This window comes from Larkinella sp. VNQ87 (assembly GCF_049445795.1).
Classification (GTDB): Bacteria; Bacteroidota; Bacteroidia; order Cytophagales; family Spirosomataceae; genus Larkinella.
In genome coordinates this window covers 171,599-188,022 of the sequence record NZ_JBMSDT010000005.1, presented here as the reverse complement: position 1 = coordinate 188,022, position 16,424 = coordinate 171,599, and the positions used below count along the sequence as shown (strand labels likewise).

General features: G+C 54.4%; 10 protein-coding genes. 4 read left to right on the top strand and 6 right to left on the bottom strand.

What is annotated here, in order from left to right:
• The 4 genes from ACO2Q8_RS10295 to ACO2Q8_RS10280 are packed head-to-tail and all read right to left on the bottom strand — an operon-like array spanning position 1 to position 7,070.
• Positions 1-2,400, bottom strand: coding sequence for a hypothetical protein (locus ACO2Q8_RS10295; RefSeq protein WP_423344717.1), 2,400 nt, complete (start codon positions 2,398-2,400; stop codon positions 1-3).
• A 24-nt stretch (positions 2,401-2,424) separates the two neighbouring features.
• Entirely contained in the window at positions 2,425-3,564 is a 1,140-nt protein-coding gene (locus ACO2Q8_RS10290; protein WP_423344716.1) for a DUF4249 domain-containing protein, read from the bottom strand.
• Positions 3,565-3,570: 6 nt separating this feature from the next.
• Positions 3,571-6,339, bottom strand: a complete 2,769-nt coding sequence (locus tag ACO2Q8_RS10285) for a TonB-dependent receptor (RefSeq protein WP_423344715.1) — start codon at positions 6,337-6,339, stop codon at positions 3,571-3,573.
• A 2-nt stretch (positions 6,340-6,341) separates the two neighbouring features.
• Entirely contained in the window at positions 6,342-7,070 is a 729-nt protein-coding gene (locus tag ACO2Q8_RS10280) for a hypothetical protein (protein ID WP_423344714.1), read from the bottom strand.
• A gap of 236 nt (positions 7,071-7,306) precedes the next feature.
• Between ACO2Q8_RS10280 and ACO2Q8_RS10275 the strand changes: the two genes are divergently transcribed.
• Positions 7,307-8,116: a hypothetical protein gene (locus ACO2Q8_RS10275; protein ID WP_423344713.1), complete on the top strand. Its 810-nt coding sequence runs from the start codon at positions 7,307-7,309 to the stop codon at positions 8,114-8,116.
• A gap of 51 nt (positions 8,117-8,167) precedes the next feature.
• Here ACO2Q8_RS10275 and ACO2Q8_RS10270 read toward each other — a convergent pair whose 3' ends face one another.
• Together ACO2Q8_RS10270 and ACO2Q8_RS10265 are read right to left on the bottom strand one after the other, a co-directional pair.
• Positions 8,168-10,612: an outer membrane beta-barrel protein gene (locus ACO2Q8_RS10270; protein WP_423344712.1), complete on the bottom strand. Its 2,445-nt coding sequence runs from the start codon at positions 10,610-10,612 to the stop codon at positions 8,168-8,170.
• A 36-nt stretch (positions 10,613-10,648) separates the two neighbouring features.
• Entirely contained in the window at positions 10,649-11,248 is a 600-nt protein-coding gene (locus ACO2Q8_RS10265) for a hypothetical protein (protein WP_423344711.1), read from the bottom strand.
• 325 nt (positions 11,249-11,573) lie between these two features.
• Here ACO2Q8_RS10265 and ACO2Q8_RS10260 point away from each other — a divergent pair, with 325 nt between their 5' ends.
• From ACO2Q8_RS10260 to ACO2Q8_RS10250, 3 genes are read left to right on the top strand one after another with little or no spacing between them, the layout of a single operon-like run.
• Positions 11,574-13,613, top strand: a complete 2,040-nt coding sequence (locus ACO2Q8_RS10260) for a histidine kinase (protein ID WP_423344710.1) — start codon at positions 11,574-11,576, stop codon at positions 13,611-13,613.
• A complete protein-coding gene (locus ACO2Q8_RS10255) occupies positions 13,610-15,631 on the top strand; it encodes a histidine kinase (RefSeq protein ID WP_423344709.1) in 2,022 nt (673 codons plus the stop codon). Before ACO2Q8_RS10260 ends, ACO2Q8_RS10255 begins: the two co-directional genes overlap by 4 nt.
• Positions 15,628-16,383, top strand: coding sequence for a LytR/AlgR family response regulator transcription factor (locus tag ACO2Q8_RS10250; protein WP_423344708.1), 756 nt, complete (start codon positions 15,628-15,630; stop codon positions 16,381-16,383). The genes ACO2Q8_RS10255 and ACO2Q8_RS10250 overlap by 4 nt, the downstream gene beginning before the upstream one ends.
• Positions 16,384-16,424 lie beyond the last annotated feature (41 nt).

Genomic DNA, 16,424 nt, shown 5'->3' with positions numbered 1-16,424 from the left:
TTATTTAATCACATTCGCAACTTCAAACAGGCTTTGCTGGCTGCCCGCCCGGCCGTCGGGCGTTAGGCCGTTGACAACCACCCGAAACCGCCCGGCCTGGTCGGAGGTGTAAAAATCGAGTTGTGCCCGGCCCTGGGCGTCGGTTTTCAGCGAAGGGTTCCAGTACAGTAGCGTCCGAAGGTCCGGCATCCGGCTGTTGGCCTGCTGCGCGGTTTCATACCGAGGAGCGTAAAACTCGCGCGGGAGTTGAAGCCCTTCGTAATCAGCCAGCAAGGCTTTGGCGTCGGGGCGGTATCCGGCCAGGTCGCCTTTGTAGGTCGTGAAGCTGATGATACCATCGAATACCAGCGGTCCGAGAATATAATGGCGCGTCATCACGTCCAGCTTCTGCACTTTCCTCGGGTCGATGGCCATGACTTTGTTCATGTCGAAAATCGGCACGCCATCGAGCAGGGCCAGCGGATCGCTCTCCATAAATTGCTTGTGCGGCAAATCAAATAGACTGATGTGATAGCCATCCCGACGCTTGCGGGCCATCACGCCCGGAACATACTCGCGGAAGACTTCTTCCATAACCGGGAAGCGGGTGAAATCATCCAGCCGGTAGCTTTCGTCCGGTTTTCCGTAAAACGCAACACTATCGACCGTTGGCATCCGGTACCGAACCAGGTTTTCGCGGTAATACGCATTCTGAACCTGCATCGGAACGCTGTGGGCCAGCAACGACTCCTGCAGTGTGGGCGTGAAGTCAAAAACCGGTAACCGGGTGGCCGAAAACCGCTCCGAAAACGGGTTCTGCAACTCGATCCGGAACAGGCTATCGCGCGGATTAAGCTGCGCCACAATATCCTTTGGACCAAAAAAGTCTTTCATTTCAAATTGAATCCGCCCCTCCGCATCCGACCGCGAACCGTACAGCAAAATGTGTTTGCCCGGCACCGACAGGTACGCACTCAGGGTACGGCCCGGCCGCCCCGTCGTGGAATGGCTGATCCGGCCGCGAATCAAATGACCGTTCACTTCGGGAATATGTTCGAACGATAAGGCGTTCGTCTTTAGCACATCTTCCCAGCGAAACCGGCGCCAGCCCTGCGTCAGCATCAGGTTGTCAGTCGCTTCGGCGACATCGGTTCCCTGGGCCGTCAGGTAGTAGTCGGCGGATTCGACCGCCCCCCGCAGATCGGAGGTCAGCAGCAGATAGCTCAGCACATCACCGGATTCGTTTGTCGATAGCGAATCGAGCTGATACACCGCCACGGAAAGACTCGCTGAAGCCGGTTTTCCGGTTTCATCCGTTGTGCTCAGTTCAAACGTCGCTTTCTCGCGGGTCGATAACGCTCCGTTCGTGTTTTTAACCTCTATCGCCAGCCGCCGTTCCGGTCGTTTGAAATACAGCCGTTCGCAAACCGGCTTCCGGCTGGCGTCGAAAACTGTCAGGTGCGAAATGCCCTCGCCCAGTGTTTTTTTATCGATCAGAAACGAAGCCGTATTGTTCTGCAACGGTTGTTGCATAGCCTGAATAGCGGCCATTCGGGTGTGGGTCAGCAGGTAAACTGCCGAAGTTCCCGGAACACTGGCCCGAACAGTAATCCGAAGCTGGCTGTTTGCCGCTTCCTCGACCTGCATCGTGTAGCCCTGTTCCTGAACGGTCGGTAACGGCCGCGTGAAGGCCCGGCCGCGCATATCGGTTAAAACCGCCCGGTATTGTTTTCCGTCGGCAGGCGTCAGCGAAAACCGCCCCATGCCAACCCTTAATGGCCGGAAGCGGGCAACGGTGTCGTTGTTCTGATCAAGAACAACACCCTGTAAATCAGCGCCTTTCCCGTCGCTCCCGACAGCTTTGAAAGCCACCGTCCCGGGCAAATTTCGCACCAGGTATCCGCCTTCCGGGAAAAACTGCACGTCGTAGGCCAGCGTATCTTTCAGGATCGGCAATTCGAGTTTGCGAAACGAATTGACAATCGTAACCGGTTTTTCGAAGAAATAGTCGGGGCTGAAATTCTTCATCCAGTTGGTATACGCCCGCACCAGGTAATGACCCGATGCCAGCGTAGTCGGCAGAAACAGCGAACCGCTTCCTCCGCCTTCGGCCAGGGACACCTTGGTTTGCAAAACCGGGCGGTTTTCGCGGTCGATCACTTCCAGGTACGCGATTTTGCTCAAGGCCAGCGGCTGGTGAAACGTGCCATCGACGTAGTTGATTTTGAACCACAGCAGTTCGCCGGCTACGTAGAACGAGCGGTCGACATGCACAAACAGCTTTTCCTGCAACGCCCGGTTTCGGTAAGCTTCTAGGGGTTGCCGGATCGAATTCGGCGCATCGTGCTGCGCCCGAACCGACCCCGAGAGGGTCATCCACAAAACAGCCAGCGCCTGTACGGTTTTTCTGATAAAGTTCATTTGTCTGAAACGCTCCATGCCGTTTTACCAAAAACTCGGTTTGACGTTGGTTCCCACGGTCCGGCAGTCGACGCAAAAGGCCGAACTCATTCGGTAGCCCAAAACCGGACCACCGTTCGGGGGGCGAAGCTCATCGATGGGAACGTAACCCAGTTCGGCCATTTCAAAGGCCGACGGTTTTTCGCGGGTTGCTACGAGCGGCAACGAGTCCGGCACGCACGATTCATAGCCGCTCGGAATCCGCCAGGGCGGCAGTTGCGACGATGCAACGAAAATCCGCTTTTCTTCCACCGAATAACCGCTCAGATAACCCACCACCGGCTCGTTGGGGTCTGTCACGCTGCGGATGTTGCCAAGCACCTGAAACGGCTGCGGATCGAATAGTGACCCCAGGTTCTCGGTGTTTTTGCGCAGATTTTCCCAGTATTCGTATGCTTCAGCGGTCAGGGCATACTGCTTCACCAGCAAGCTATACCGTACCCGCAGCCGGTTTGACGCAACGTGCGAGACGTATACCAGCGGGTATTTGTTGATCACATCCTGCGTCAGTTTCACGGATGAGCTCACAAAAATGCCCGTCGAGTTATTCGACCGCCAGCAATGGTTGATGTTTTCCGACCGATAGACAAAGTTTTTGTTGACATAGTCGACCACCGAATAAAAAGCCGTGTAATATTCCCAGGTCTCTTCATATTCCCAGCGGTAGTATTTGGTATTGTTCGTCGGATCATGGGTGGTTACTTCAAACTGCACCCCGTCGGCTCCCGGATACCAGGTCACACTGTCGATTTGTGGCGTTCGTTTGATGGTCACGTAGTCCGACAAATATTCCCGGCCGTTGGCGGTACGAATGCGCACCCGGTAGCTCTGCCCGAATTGCAGATTCCCCTCCGTCAATGTATAAGTTCCGTCGCCTTTGTCGGTAAACGCCTGACTGCCGCCGGTTTGGCCCTCCACCCGGATGGTCGCCTTCGTTTCGACCGGCGGTTTTTGCCCTTCCAACAAATTCTGAGTGCGCGACAGCCGAATCGTGCTCGCTCCGGACCCGTTCAGAAACCCATCGACCACCAAATAGGTGTTGGGAGCCTCCACCGCGGGCGGACGGTACGGATCGACGCAGCTACCGATCCATAACGCGACAAGGATATAGAAATATTTTTTCATGCTTTCTCAAAACTTGAAATTGTAAGTGATCGTCGGAATCGCCTGCCCGAAAATCGACAGCTTGTAGCCACGAACGTTCCCGTCGATCGACGTAAAATAAACCGAATAGGCATTCCGGCGACCCGTCAGGTTGTACACGGCCACGGTCCAGGAGCTGTGCGCCAGCTTCTTGATCTTGTGGTTTCCTTCGATGTTGAGCGACAGATCGGAGCGGTAGTAGTCCGGAATCCGGTACTGGTTCCGCTCGGAATAGAAAACCCGCTGCGTTCCGCCAAGTTCGTATTTCGCCAAGGGCAGCGTGATGGGGCGACCTGTGCTGTAGGTGAAGTTGAGCGAGATGCTGAACCGGCGGTTGATGCGGTAGTTACCGACCCAGGTTGCATCGTGCGGTTTGTCGAAATTGCTCGGATAATACTCGCCCCGATTGATGATTTCCTGCGGCACACTCCGGTCGACGCGCAAAAACGTGCGGGAATACGTGTAACTCAGCCAGCCGTTGAACCGACCGGTCAGTTTCTTGATCAAAAACTCGACCCCGTAGGCCATGCCTTCGGCCCGAACCACTTCCGTCTCCGGGTGGTGGTTCATGATGAGCGTGGCTCCGCTCCGAAAATCCAGCACGTTTTGCATGGTTTTGTAATACGCTTCCACGGAGGTTTCGATGGTGTTGTTCTTGAAATTCTTGTACAAGCCCAGCGAAAATTGGTCGCCGACCTGGGGCAGGATGTTCGGGTCGCTGAGCTTCCAGATGTCGGTCGGGGCCATGGCCGTGGTGTTCGACAGCATGTGCAGGTATTGCCGCATCCGGTTGAAACTGACCTTGATCGATGCATCCGGCGTAAACGCATACCGGGCTGAAATTCGGTATTCCGGTCCGTGGTAGGTCTGGATGTTCTTCCCGGCACCGTACGAAAGGGTATCGACAATGTTGGTTTCCGTTTTCGGGACGCCGTTTGGATACACGTAAATGTCTTTCGGGCCGAGGTAATTGAAGAGCGAATATCGCAATCCGAAGTGGATCGACAGCCGGGGCGAAATGTCAAACCGGTCGCCGATGTACACCGCACTTTCCAGCGCCTGCTCGGTCGAGACCACATCCGGCCGGACCAGCGACTCCCCGCCCAGCGGCTGGAAAGAGCCCGGACGGAGTTTGTACAGGTTCGTACTGACGCCAAAGTCCAGCGTGTGTTTGGCCGTCGGGTAGTAATTAAAGTCGGTTTTAAACGTCGACTGATCGACCTGAAACGCCAGGCGGTAGGCATTCACCGGGTTCTGCTCGCTGGCAACCGAATACTTGTACTGGCTCGTGCTGGCCGTGAGCACGCTATACAGTTTGGGGTTGAAAATGTGCTTCCACTTCAGTGACGCGTTCTGGTTGTTGTACTGGTAAAGGGTATCGCTGTTGAGCCGGAACGCGTCCTGACTGTAATACCCGGTGAGGTAAATCGTGTTTTTTTCGCTGAATTCGTGGGTAATGTGCGCGTTCAGGTCGTAAAAAGATGCCCGACTGTTGCGGAACGCCTGGTTTTTCAGGCTATTCAACAACCAGTCGGAATACGTCGACCGCGCCCCGATCAGAAACGATGATTTCTCTTTGACAATTGGGCCTTCCAGCGTCAGCCGCCCCGTCAGAACACCGATCCCACCCGAGCCCGAAAGTTTTTTCTTGTTGCCGTCGCGGGTCGTCACTTCCAGCACCGACGACAGCCGCCCGCCGTAGCGCGACGGAATTCCGCTCTTGTACAACTCGACAGTTTTGATCATATCGGGATTGAACGCCGAGAAAAAACCGAACAGGTGTGAGGGGTTATAAATCGTTGCGTCATTGTACAGAATCAGGTTCTGATCGGTCGAACCACCCCGCACGTTCAGGCCCACGTTGCTTTCGCCCACCGATTTGACGCCCGGCAGGGTCAGCACCACTTTCAATAAGTCGGCTTCGCCGAAGGCCGTCGGAACCTGCCGGAGTGTCCGGATATCCAGTCGTTCGAGGCCCATTTGCAGGCCCGAAACATTCACATCCTTTTCGGCCTCGATCACCACTTCCTTAAGCGCAATCACATCTTCCTCCATCTCAATGTCCAGCTTGCCTTCGGAATATAGCATCACCTGCCGCCGGGTGTCCTTCATGCCGATGCCCCGAATCCGGAGTTCGTGACGCCCGCGCGGGAGCGTAATCGAGTAATAGCCAAATTGATCCGTGACAACGCCGATGCGTGGTTTGTCGATGTACACCGCCACGCCAATCACCGGTTCGCCCGACGCGGCATTGCGGATATGGCCCGCCAGATTCGCGTTGCCCGACCGGATCGGATTCGTGCGTCGGCCGATGTTGAACAGGCTGGTTTCGAGCGTCAGCCGCCGTTTTTCCTTTCCCGCCAGGTAATCCACCACGCCGGTATCGGCTTCGGTACTACTACCCCGGTCGAAGAAACCGATCGGCAACTCGGTCTGAATGGCGCGCTCGGGCGTGATAAAAACCCGCTTTTGGGCATCCACCGCGTAAAACAGGCTGGTACCTTCCAGCACCTGCCGCAGCACGGTTGGCAGGGGTTGCGGAGTGCGGTTTTCGTACGTTACCCGGACGCTATCGACGTTTTTCGGGTTGTAGAAAAACCGGTAGCTGGTCTGGTTTTCCACTTCCCGTGCAAACTGCTCGAACGAAAGACCGGTAAACGGTCCGCGAACCGGCTTATCGGCCGGTTGCCCAAAACCGGTCGTCAGCGAAAACACAAAACAGGCCAACAAAAAGGAGGCTCGATAAAAATTCGGCATAGTTAACGAGATAATGCGTCGTACTGTTTCGTGAGGTTAACAATTGCAGTTTCGCGGTTTCTGGCAAATTTAATGCGGTTTTCGCGGAGGTACCTGCGGAGTGCTTTTTTCTGATCCGCCAGTAGAGTCAGCACCGACCGCTTGCTTTTTACGGGATAAAACCGCCCGTTTTTGCCGACGTAATAACTGGTGTTGCTGAGGTACTCTTCCTTGACGGCATTTTGAGCCAGTTCGGTCCGGATCGTTTTGACGCGCCGGGCCAGCACCCGGGAGCGGCCGTCGTAAAGCTGGTCATAAAAACCGGTCCGCAAGCCTACATTCCGGATTGAATCGCTCACGATTCGCACCACCGTGTGGTTGGGAGTCGAAAACCGATTGACTTTGATACCTTGCAGTTGAACTCGATAGACACTATCACTGTGCGGCACCACCACGACATCATCGACCAAGTCATAGAGCAGCCGAATGTTATCGTACACGACTCCGTCGTAGGTAATCGAGCCGACCTGCCAGAGCGAATCCAGGTACGGATGCCCCTTGATGGTCAGCCGGTGACCGACGTATTCGGCCCCGTTGTATAAACGCGCCTGTTCGGACGTCGCGCTAACGTACCGGGTATGGGCAAAACGGACGGCCTGCTCCCGGAACGTGGTATCCGGCGTTACACTTTGCGCACAAAGAGTACAAATCGGGCTAAGGAATAAAACAAGCCATCGTACGAAACGATCCATCAGGGAAAGAAGCCAGCTTATAAGTTTAGGATTAGTTAAACCAGATCAAGTTAACAAGTATATTTATATTTTCGACTATTCGTGTTATATCCTGGTCTACTTCACTTTACAAGACTGTTTTTTAGCATAAACCGTTGGCTCTTCTATCCATAAATTTTCCTGACGATCTCCGGGAGCACCTTTCCGGCTGTCTTTTGCTGGTACCTTTTCCTGCCCTCGACCCAACCCCATTTACATTGTGGCAAATAGGAAACACCGCTACGCTCCTGCATTGCATCGATTTCAGGACTTACCCGGAATGGCAGCGACAAACGGAGGCCTGGTTGTTTTTCCAACGCCTTTCGGATTTGTATACCGCCCGGGGCTGGCGGCTGATTCACCTTTGGGAGGATGTCTGGCAGCAAAAACCGGCTATTGTGCTGTCGCGGCTCCGGGCGCTGGCGGGCGTTTCCGAACGGATTCCGGCCCGGCTGACCGAGGTTCGGCGCATCGACCGACCCACCACCGCCCGGTTTTTAGAGGAGCATCATTTGCAGGTGGTTACCCAATCGAAATACAAATACGGCTTGTTTCTGCCCGCCCGCTATTTCCGCGTTCTGTCACCCGGTTTTCTGGGCGAACATGCCAGCGACCCCGAATTGCTGGTGGCTGTGGCTACATTTAGCCATCCTCGCACGATGGTCCGCAACGGAACGCCCTGCCGTTCCGTCGAACTGGTCCGGTTTGCCAATCATTGGAATTGCACGGTGGTCGGTGGGCTGGATAAACTGCTGAAGGCCTTCACGACGGACGTGCGGCCCGACGACATCATGACCTACGCCGACCGCGACTGGTCCGACGGCCGGAGTTATCAGAAACTCGGTTTTGAACAACGGGAAGCCACCGAACCGCAGACGTTCTGGGTGCGGCCGGGTGAGTGGCAGCGGTTTTACCCCCACCACCTTCCCGACGGCCTGACGGAAGCGGAACTGCCCGCGCACGGTTTTGTACCGGTGTATAATTCGGGGAGTCTGAAGTTTTTGAAGGTGTTGAAGGAAGACGCGTGAAGGCCCGTCAGCTACCCAAACGAATTCGAAACAGTAAATCCACTCTATCCTTCAATTGGTTCGCCGGGTTTCGTCTTCGGAGGCTGTGCGTCGCTGTCGTTCGCTTTTGAGCTGCTGGTTGCCGAAGCTGTAGGTCAGATTCAGCAACACCATCCGGGTGTCGAACCGGATTCGCCCTGTCGACCGGTAATCGGCTACGTTGATGGCAGAGATGAACTGATTGGTGTGCAATAAATCCTGTACGCTTATCTTCACTTTCAGCCGGGTATTGACGGTTTTCTGAACTCCGGCATCCAGCGAGCCCTGCCAGGCCTGCCGCCAGATGCCGTTTAAGGCGGGCGTGTTGACCCAACCGGTCATTTCGGCCGTCCAGCCCCTGCCTAGGGTCAAGGCGTTATTGGCATTGATCCGGCCCGACACGTTCCGGACGTGCAGTCGTTGCCCTTCATAGTCGTATTGAAAGCGGTTGTAATAGCCCAGCCAGTTGGTCTGCAACTGCCAGCCTTTCCTGACCGTCAGCGGAATGCCCAGCGTCAGCGTGTAACCCCGCATCAGACCCAGGTTTTCAAAGGTGACATACGTCTTGTTGCCATCCAGCGGGTGAATCGTGAAAAACATCAAATCGGTGGTGTGGCTGTAGGCTAGCGACGCGAATACATCGTTTTTCAGGCCATACCGGACTTCCGCCGAATGGGTAAGCTGCGGTTTCAGGTACGGGTTGCCCTGGTAAAAGGCAAACGGGTCAACGTACCCCCGGGCCGGGTTCAGGTTCTGGTAGTTCGGGCGGTCGATGCGGTAGCTGTAAGAGACGGTCAGCGTCTGGTTTTTTGCCAGCGGCCGACTCAGGAACAGACTCGGAAACCACTTCAGGTACTTCCGCTCCACGCGCTGGTTCAACGTCAGCGACTGGCCGACCGACTTCGTATGTTCAACCCGCAGTCCGACCTGAACGTCGGTTTTTTCCCCCAGTTTCCCGGAGGTGTTCAGGTAAGCCGCCCGGATGCGCTCGGTGTACTGAAACCGGTTCGACTGGCCGGGATCCGGCGGCAATTGACCCAACCGCCCCTCCGCTACCGTACCCAGGCTTACGCGCAGATCATTATCTGTTCGGACCATCGCCGTTTTCAGGCCCGTTTCCAGCTTCCAACGGGTTGACAAGGGGCGACTGTAATCGGCTTTGGCGGTACGGATGCGAATGGTCGTCGGCTGCGACAGCAACAAGCCTCCGGCCGGTGTCATAACGCCATCTGAGCCCTCCAGCACTTCCGTCAGCAGTTGATTGCCGTATTGACGACTGAAATTACCCAGGTCGAAGTCGGCCGTTAGTTCACCCCGCCTTTCGCCGAACGAGTGTTGCACATTCAGGTTACCCACCTGGCTCTGGCTAGAGATATCCTGCGTTTTCTCGGTATGCGTTCGCAGATAAGCCGGCCCGGATTCCGTGCGCCGAAATACGGCATCGGCGGGGCCACGCTCCTGGTGGTTGCTCCACAAACCTGTCCAGACCAGACCAAGGGTGGTCCGTTTCGTAGGCGAAAAATCCAGCCCGGCTTTGGCGTTTTGTCCCAGATCGAGAAACCGCAGGTAGGTGGTCTGGCCGATCAGGTTGCGTCGATGGGGGTTCTCCGAAACCGGGTCAGACTGGTCGCGGTCCATCCAGAAGTCCCAGTAGTTTCCGCCCCGGTTCAGGCTGTAGGCCCCAAACAGATTCAGCTTTCCCTGGCGGTGATTCAGTTGAAGGCTACCTCGCTCCCGATCAAACCGGCCCGTGCCACCGGCGACAGAGACTGTACCGTTGGTGCCGCGATTCGCGTTTTTTTTGAGTCGAATATTGATGATTCCCGAATTACCGGCCGCGTCGTACCGGGCACCGGGATTGGTAATCAACTCCACCGTTTCGATGTTGTCGCTCGACATCGACCGCAGCAGCGCCATGACATCCTGCTGAGACAGGTAGGTCTGCCGCCCGTCAATCTGGACAGTCACCCCGTCTTTGCCGCGCAGTTGCAGCCGCTCGTTCTGGTAGTCGACCGTGACGCCAGGGGATTTTTCAAGCACTTCCAGCGCCGTGCTCCCGCTGCCCACGATACTTTGTGCCACGTTGACCACCAGTCGGTCGATCTGCTGCTCGACGAACGGTTTTTTGGCCGTCACCTGCACCTCCGCCAGTTGGCCCGGCGCTTCAGACAGGATCAGGGCGGGCAGGTCGACGGGTTCGTTCTCTACGACCACGGCGGCAGAATGCGTTTTTAGGTAGCCAAGGGCTGTCACGCGCACCCGATACTGCCCGGCCCGGACGTTCTCGAACGTGTACAATCCTTGGGCATCACAGGTGGTTCCTTTGGCAAGGCTCGAATCACGGTCGTTGAGCAGGGCCACGCTGGCAAAGGGAAGCGGTTTGCCCGCCTTGTCCTGCACCGACCCGCTGAGCGTCGTTTGTGCCCGGAGCTGGGTGAAGGTTACGGACGAAAATAGAAGGAGTAAAATCGTTTTCATGGCTGCGGTGAGGAAGTTGTGGTGAACGGAAGTTTGTTAGCGCTTCTGAGTCAGTGCGAATCCGGAGGAATACAGCGAAAAACCGAAATCGTAAAAAAGCTGATCATTGCCGTAGCTGATGTAAGTCCGTTGAATTCGACCGTCGCATACCTGCGCGAGTTCGAAGAAAGGTATCCGAACGGCTTTGCCCTGGCTGCGCTTGTCCCGTGCCGACCAGACTGCTTTCAAAAAGACCCACTGCCCATGCCGCTCGCCCGTCGCGACGGTGACAACCTGTCTGTCTTCAATACTGAGTTCCTGACTTGTAAACAGTCGTCCGTTGCATTCCCATTGGGTAAACAGTTCGTCAAGTACCAGAAAATCGTGAAGTCCGGGCCCAAAAGCCTGAAAATCGCTCGCAATTCGGTCACGGGCGGCTTCAAACCGCCCTTCCATCAGGTCGTTCAGAAAACTGACAACCAGCCGCACAGCAACGGAGTCCGGGACGATTCGGGACGAAAAACCGGGATGCTGGTCCCCGAAATAGGCGGTTTCTTCCACACCGGGCTGCTCCACAGGTGGCAAGGTCCGGAAGTCCTGTGCGCATGTGGTTGTCAGGGCTCCCAAAAGGAGTGAGAGACTTGCGATCGTTTTCATGGAAGTTTGCGGTTAATGCTTTACCAATAGAGATTCTGACTCACAGGAAGTTGCTAACAGCGGTATGCTGACAAACCTAGCGGACGGTTTTCGCGCCTAAAAATGCCCCGGTACAAGCGCACCGGTTTTCTGCGTAAGGAACCGGATTGCTGAGTGACGGAACGAACGGCCGCGTTTACAACCATTTGTTCGCTCCACTCAGAAAAACGACCAGTCACACAAAAGACAGTGCCCTTCGCACGGGATTGAGCACTATAATGTTTTGAATTTTAGTAACTTACGTTTGTCAAATCATGAACTAAAAACGCCCTTTCCGAACCGTCCTATGGAGAATCGCTACCGCTTCATCTGGCTGAGCCTAGTTTTGGTAACCCTATATTGGGGGCTAACGACGCCGGTAGAGAAAATGTCGATGAGATTCCCTTTCCAGGGAGTGCAACTCGATAACGGCTGGAAATGGCATCGGGGCGATACGATTGCGTGGGCCAGGCCGGAGTTTGACGACAGTACGTGGGAAGTCATCAAACCCGCTATGGACGTTATGGACTTACCCCAGATTCAGGACGGCAGGATCATCTGGCTTCGTCTCCGGGTCAGCCTTGACACAGTCTTGCCGGGCAGAGCCCTGGCCCTCCAGGTTTCCCACGTTGGTGCTTCTGAGATTTATGTGAATGGGCAATTACTTAAACGATTTGGCACTCTGAACGCTTCATCCGCGAAAGCCGGTTTTTATTCGACGTTTCTTGGGTTACCGCCGAACAGTTCGACTATCGTGATCGCCATTCGGGGGGCCTTGCAGAAAGGCTTGCCGTATAACCACTTTGGTAGCGTGCCCAACTTTTTCTTTAACGCATCGCTTGTTCCGGTTGAGGAGATTGAAAACTTCAATCTTAATTTTATTGGAACAATGATGGCGTTTGCATTCACTAAAATAGGTGCCTTCTTGCTTTTATTTTTGCTGCATTTTGCCCTTTACACCTTCTATCCGGTTCAGAAAGCCAACCTCTACTTTTCCGGCATGGCCTTCTGCTACGGAATCCACACTTTGATGTGGGTGCTGTTTGTATACAATAAACCGATGGACGATCTGCCCCTCATCCTGTACGGTGGTTTGCTGCGCGGACCTGTCTATACACTTACCTACCTGCTGCTGCTACGGGCTTTCTTCGCTTTATTTGATTACAAGCCAGACTTTGTTTTCTGGAGTACCGTCGCTTGGTGCGTCTTCCTTCTCGTGGTATTTTATACTGATTATGACTACGGCGTGCGGTTATCGGAAGTCTGGACAACCAATGTGAGTGCGCTGGCTTGCTTTTACGTGGCGATAAAAGCCCTTGTGGACAAAAAGCGAAATGCTCTCCTGATTCTTGGTGGGATGGTATTATCAATGGTAGCCCTGGAGACTCGGTACCTGATACACCTCTACGGTTATTTCCCCCTGCTTTGGAAAGGTCACACAGCTAGTATATGTGATTTCATTGGGGTGATGAGTATTCCCCTTTGTATATCGTGGTTTCTGGGCGAAAACTTTGCCTTTATCAACCGGAGTTTAGCCTCCAGGCTCATCGAAATCCAACAATTAGCATCTGAAAAGGAGCAACTTCTTATCAGCCAAAACGAAAGGTTGGAGCGGCAGGTAGCCGAACGCACTCGTGAGATTGAACAGCAAAGCCGCCTGCTCGAAGCGCAGCACATCCGCCAGTTGGAAACCGAGTTTGAGCAGAAACTGGCCGATACCGAAATGACCGCCCTCCGGGCGCAGATGAACCCCCACTTCATCTTCAACTGCCTGAATTCCATCAAACTTTACACCCTGGAAAACGAAGCCGAAAAGGCATCGGAGTACCTCACCAAATTCTCCCGGCTTATCCGCCTGGTGCTGGAAAACTCCCGCTCGGAGCTAGTCACGCTGCATAATGAACTCGATGCCCTGCATCTCTACATCGACCTGGAAGCCATGCGCTTCAAGGAGAAGCTGCGTTACCAAATCATGGTTTCGCCGGGTATCGACACGCAGTTCGTACGGATTCCACCCCTGTTGTTGCAACCCTACGTCGAAAACGCCATTTGGCACGGACTGATGCACAAACCCGAAGGCGGCACGATCACCATTGAGGTTGAACAGCCCCAGGAAAACTGCCTGCACATCGAGATCACCGACGACGGCATTGGCCGACAGCGTGCGGCTGAGCTAAAGAGCAAATCGGCGGGCAAACACAAGTCGTTCGGTATGCAGGTGACGGCCGACCGTATCCGGATGATCAACCAGCTTTACAACATGCAGACCCAGACGCGGATTGAAGATCTGGTGGATAGCTTTGGCGAAGCCTGCGGAACACGGGTAACTCTGGAGATACCGGTATGAAAGCTTTGCGAAACCGCTGGTTATTAATTGGTCTAATGTGGCTGTTAGGGGCTGTTCTTTGGGCGCAACCTACCCTGGTGTTACCCGGTAAGCTATCTCAGCCTCAGATGGACATTGGTCCGTACACGGTGTTTCACAAAGACGTGTCAGGTGATACACTACCGCTCTCGATGATTCAAGGCAAGACATTTCAGCCTTTTGCCGAAAAACTCGACGAGCGTGCTCAACGTTCAGAATATCTCTGGATCGTAACCTGGCTACGCTTCAGAATTCGAAACTCTCACCCTGAAGATACACTCCGTCTATTGCACAATGTGCATGTGCATGGTTTGATTACCCTGTATGAGGGTAACCAGGTTATTGGCCGTACTGGTTTGGGCTGGCCACCCCCACGTAGACCTTTTCCTATGGCCCTCCCGTTGTCGGTGCCACCCGGTTCAGAACAGACTTACTACGTCAGGGTTGTAGACACCCACTGGAGTCCAATGCCTGTGCTCTCAGTCCTGTTGACAAAAGAAGATAGTTACATTCTGGATTTTAAGCGGTTCTGGGATAATGACGTATTCTTACTGGTTGCGATGAGCCTCTTAATGGGAACTCTGCTGTTGATCGGGTTCTTTACCACTTATCTTTTTTTTCTGAGTCGGGACCGTGTTTTTTGCTACTATACCTTATACATTGTTTTTTGTGTTGGCTACAGTATCTATCACCTACACCAGCGATTTGGGTTTGGGTACGGCACCCTGTTTCCTGTTCGGTTGTCTGATGCGTTTGCCCCGATTCATATTGCTTTAATTACTTTCTGCTACGCATTGTTTTGTGGAGAGGTACTGGGTGTGCGATACCACTTTCCACGTAGCTGGCGGCTTCTTCGCACCCTTCAGGCCGTCCTGCTTGTTCAGGAAGTTATCACCCTGGCCGAGTGGCTTTTAGCCCGCCCGCTTTTCCTAAATAACCTTTTCTACACCTACTCTTTAGTACCAACCGTTCTGACTTCCTGTTTCCTGATTGGCATTACCCTGCGTAGCCGGTTGCCCATCCGGTACTTTCTGCTGGTCGGCTTATCCAGTCTGCTACTAATCGGTTTTCTACCCTATGCCCTCAAAATCTACTTGAGCTGGTTGCCTCCTCTGGCGGCTACATTTGTTAACTACGTTAACTTTTGGGTCATTTTGGGGCTGGCAATTGAAGCATTTTGTTTCATGCTGGCTTTAGCATACCGTGGCCGGATGGTCGAACTGGAAAACCGTAAGATGCAGGAGCACTATACCCGCGACCTTGAAACGCAACTCGCCGAGCGTACTTACGAGATAGAAACCCAAAACCGCCTGCTGGAAGCGCAGCATATCAGGAAGTTGGAAGCCGAGTTTGAGCAAAAACTGGCCGAAACGGAGATGACCGCCCTGCGCGCCCAGATGAATCCACACTTCATCTTCAACTGTCTCAACTCCATTAAGCTTTATACACTCGAACATGATGCAGATCGGGCATCCGAGTACCTGACGAAGTTCTCGCGGCTCATTCGGCTGGTGCTGGAGAATTCCCGCTCCGAGCGCGTAACACTTCGCAACGAGTTGGATATGCTACAGCTATACGCCGATATGGAGATGATGCGCTTCAAACAAAAGCTGTCATTTGGGGTGAAAATTGAACCGGGCCTTGATACCGATTTTGTTGAGATACCGCCCCTGCTGTTGCAACCCTACGTCGAAAACGCCATCTGGCACGGCCTGATGCACAAACCCGAAGGCGGCACCGTCCGGGTCAGGGCCACTCAGCCGCAGGAAAATCTGCTTCAACTTACCATTACCGACGATGGTGTAGGGCGGGCCAAAGCCGCCGAATTACGAAGCAAGTCTGCCAACCACCGCAAATCGTTTGGCATGAAAATGACCTCAGAACGCATTGCTCTGGTCAACCAGTTGTACCAGACTCACACGCAGGTAACTATTCAGGATCTCGTGGATGCTGACGGACAGCCTGCCGGAACCGAAGTGATGATACAGATACCGGTATGAAAGCCCTCATCATCGACGACGAACCCGACAACGTCCGGCTGCTGGCGTTGCAACTCAACCGGCACTGCCCGCAGGTTGAGTTAGTGGGGCAATTTACAGACAGCGCGGAAGGACTGCGGGGCATTCAGTCGCTTCGACCCAGCCTGGTGTTTCTGGATATTGAGATGCCGCTCATGAACGGTTTTCAACTCCTCGAACGGCTGGGCGACATTTCTTTTCACATTGTTTTTGTAACGGCCTACGATCAATACGCCGTGCGGGCCTTCCGGTTTAGTGCGCTGGATTACCTGCTCAAACCCGTCGATACCGTTGATCTGATTGCGGCTGTGCGCCGGGCCGAAACCACCGCCCGCATCCATCCCCAGCAGTTGGAACTGATGCGGCAGTATTACCCCACGAGCATGGCCGGGATTGCCTCTCCCGCCAAAGGGCGCATTGCACTTCCCCACGCCAGCGGCATGGTGTTTGTCGATACGAAGCAGATCATTTACTGCGAAGCCGATAGCAACTACACCCGGTTTCATCTCGAAGGCGGTCAGCAATACGTTGTGTCCCGGACCCTCGGCGATGTACAGGAAGTGTTCGAAACCCGTGATTTTCTGCGCGTACACCGGCAGTACATGGTCAATCTGGAACACATCCAGAAGCTGGTGAAAGGCGAAGGCACGTACCTGCTGCTCTCCAACGGGGTCAGCATCCCCGTCGCCCGCCAGCAGAAAGACCGGCTGATGGAGCGGTTTGGCTGGCTATGACCAATAGGCTTGCCTGAAAACCGGTTTTCGAATCATCCAGC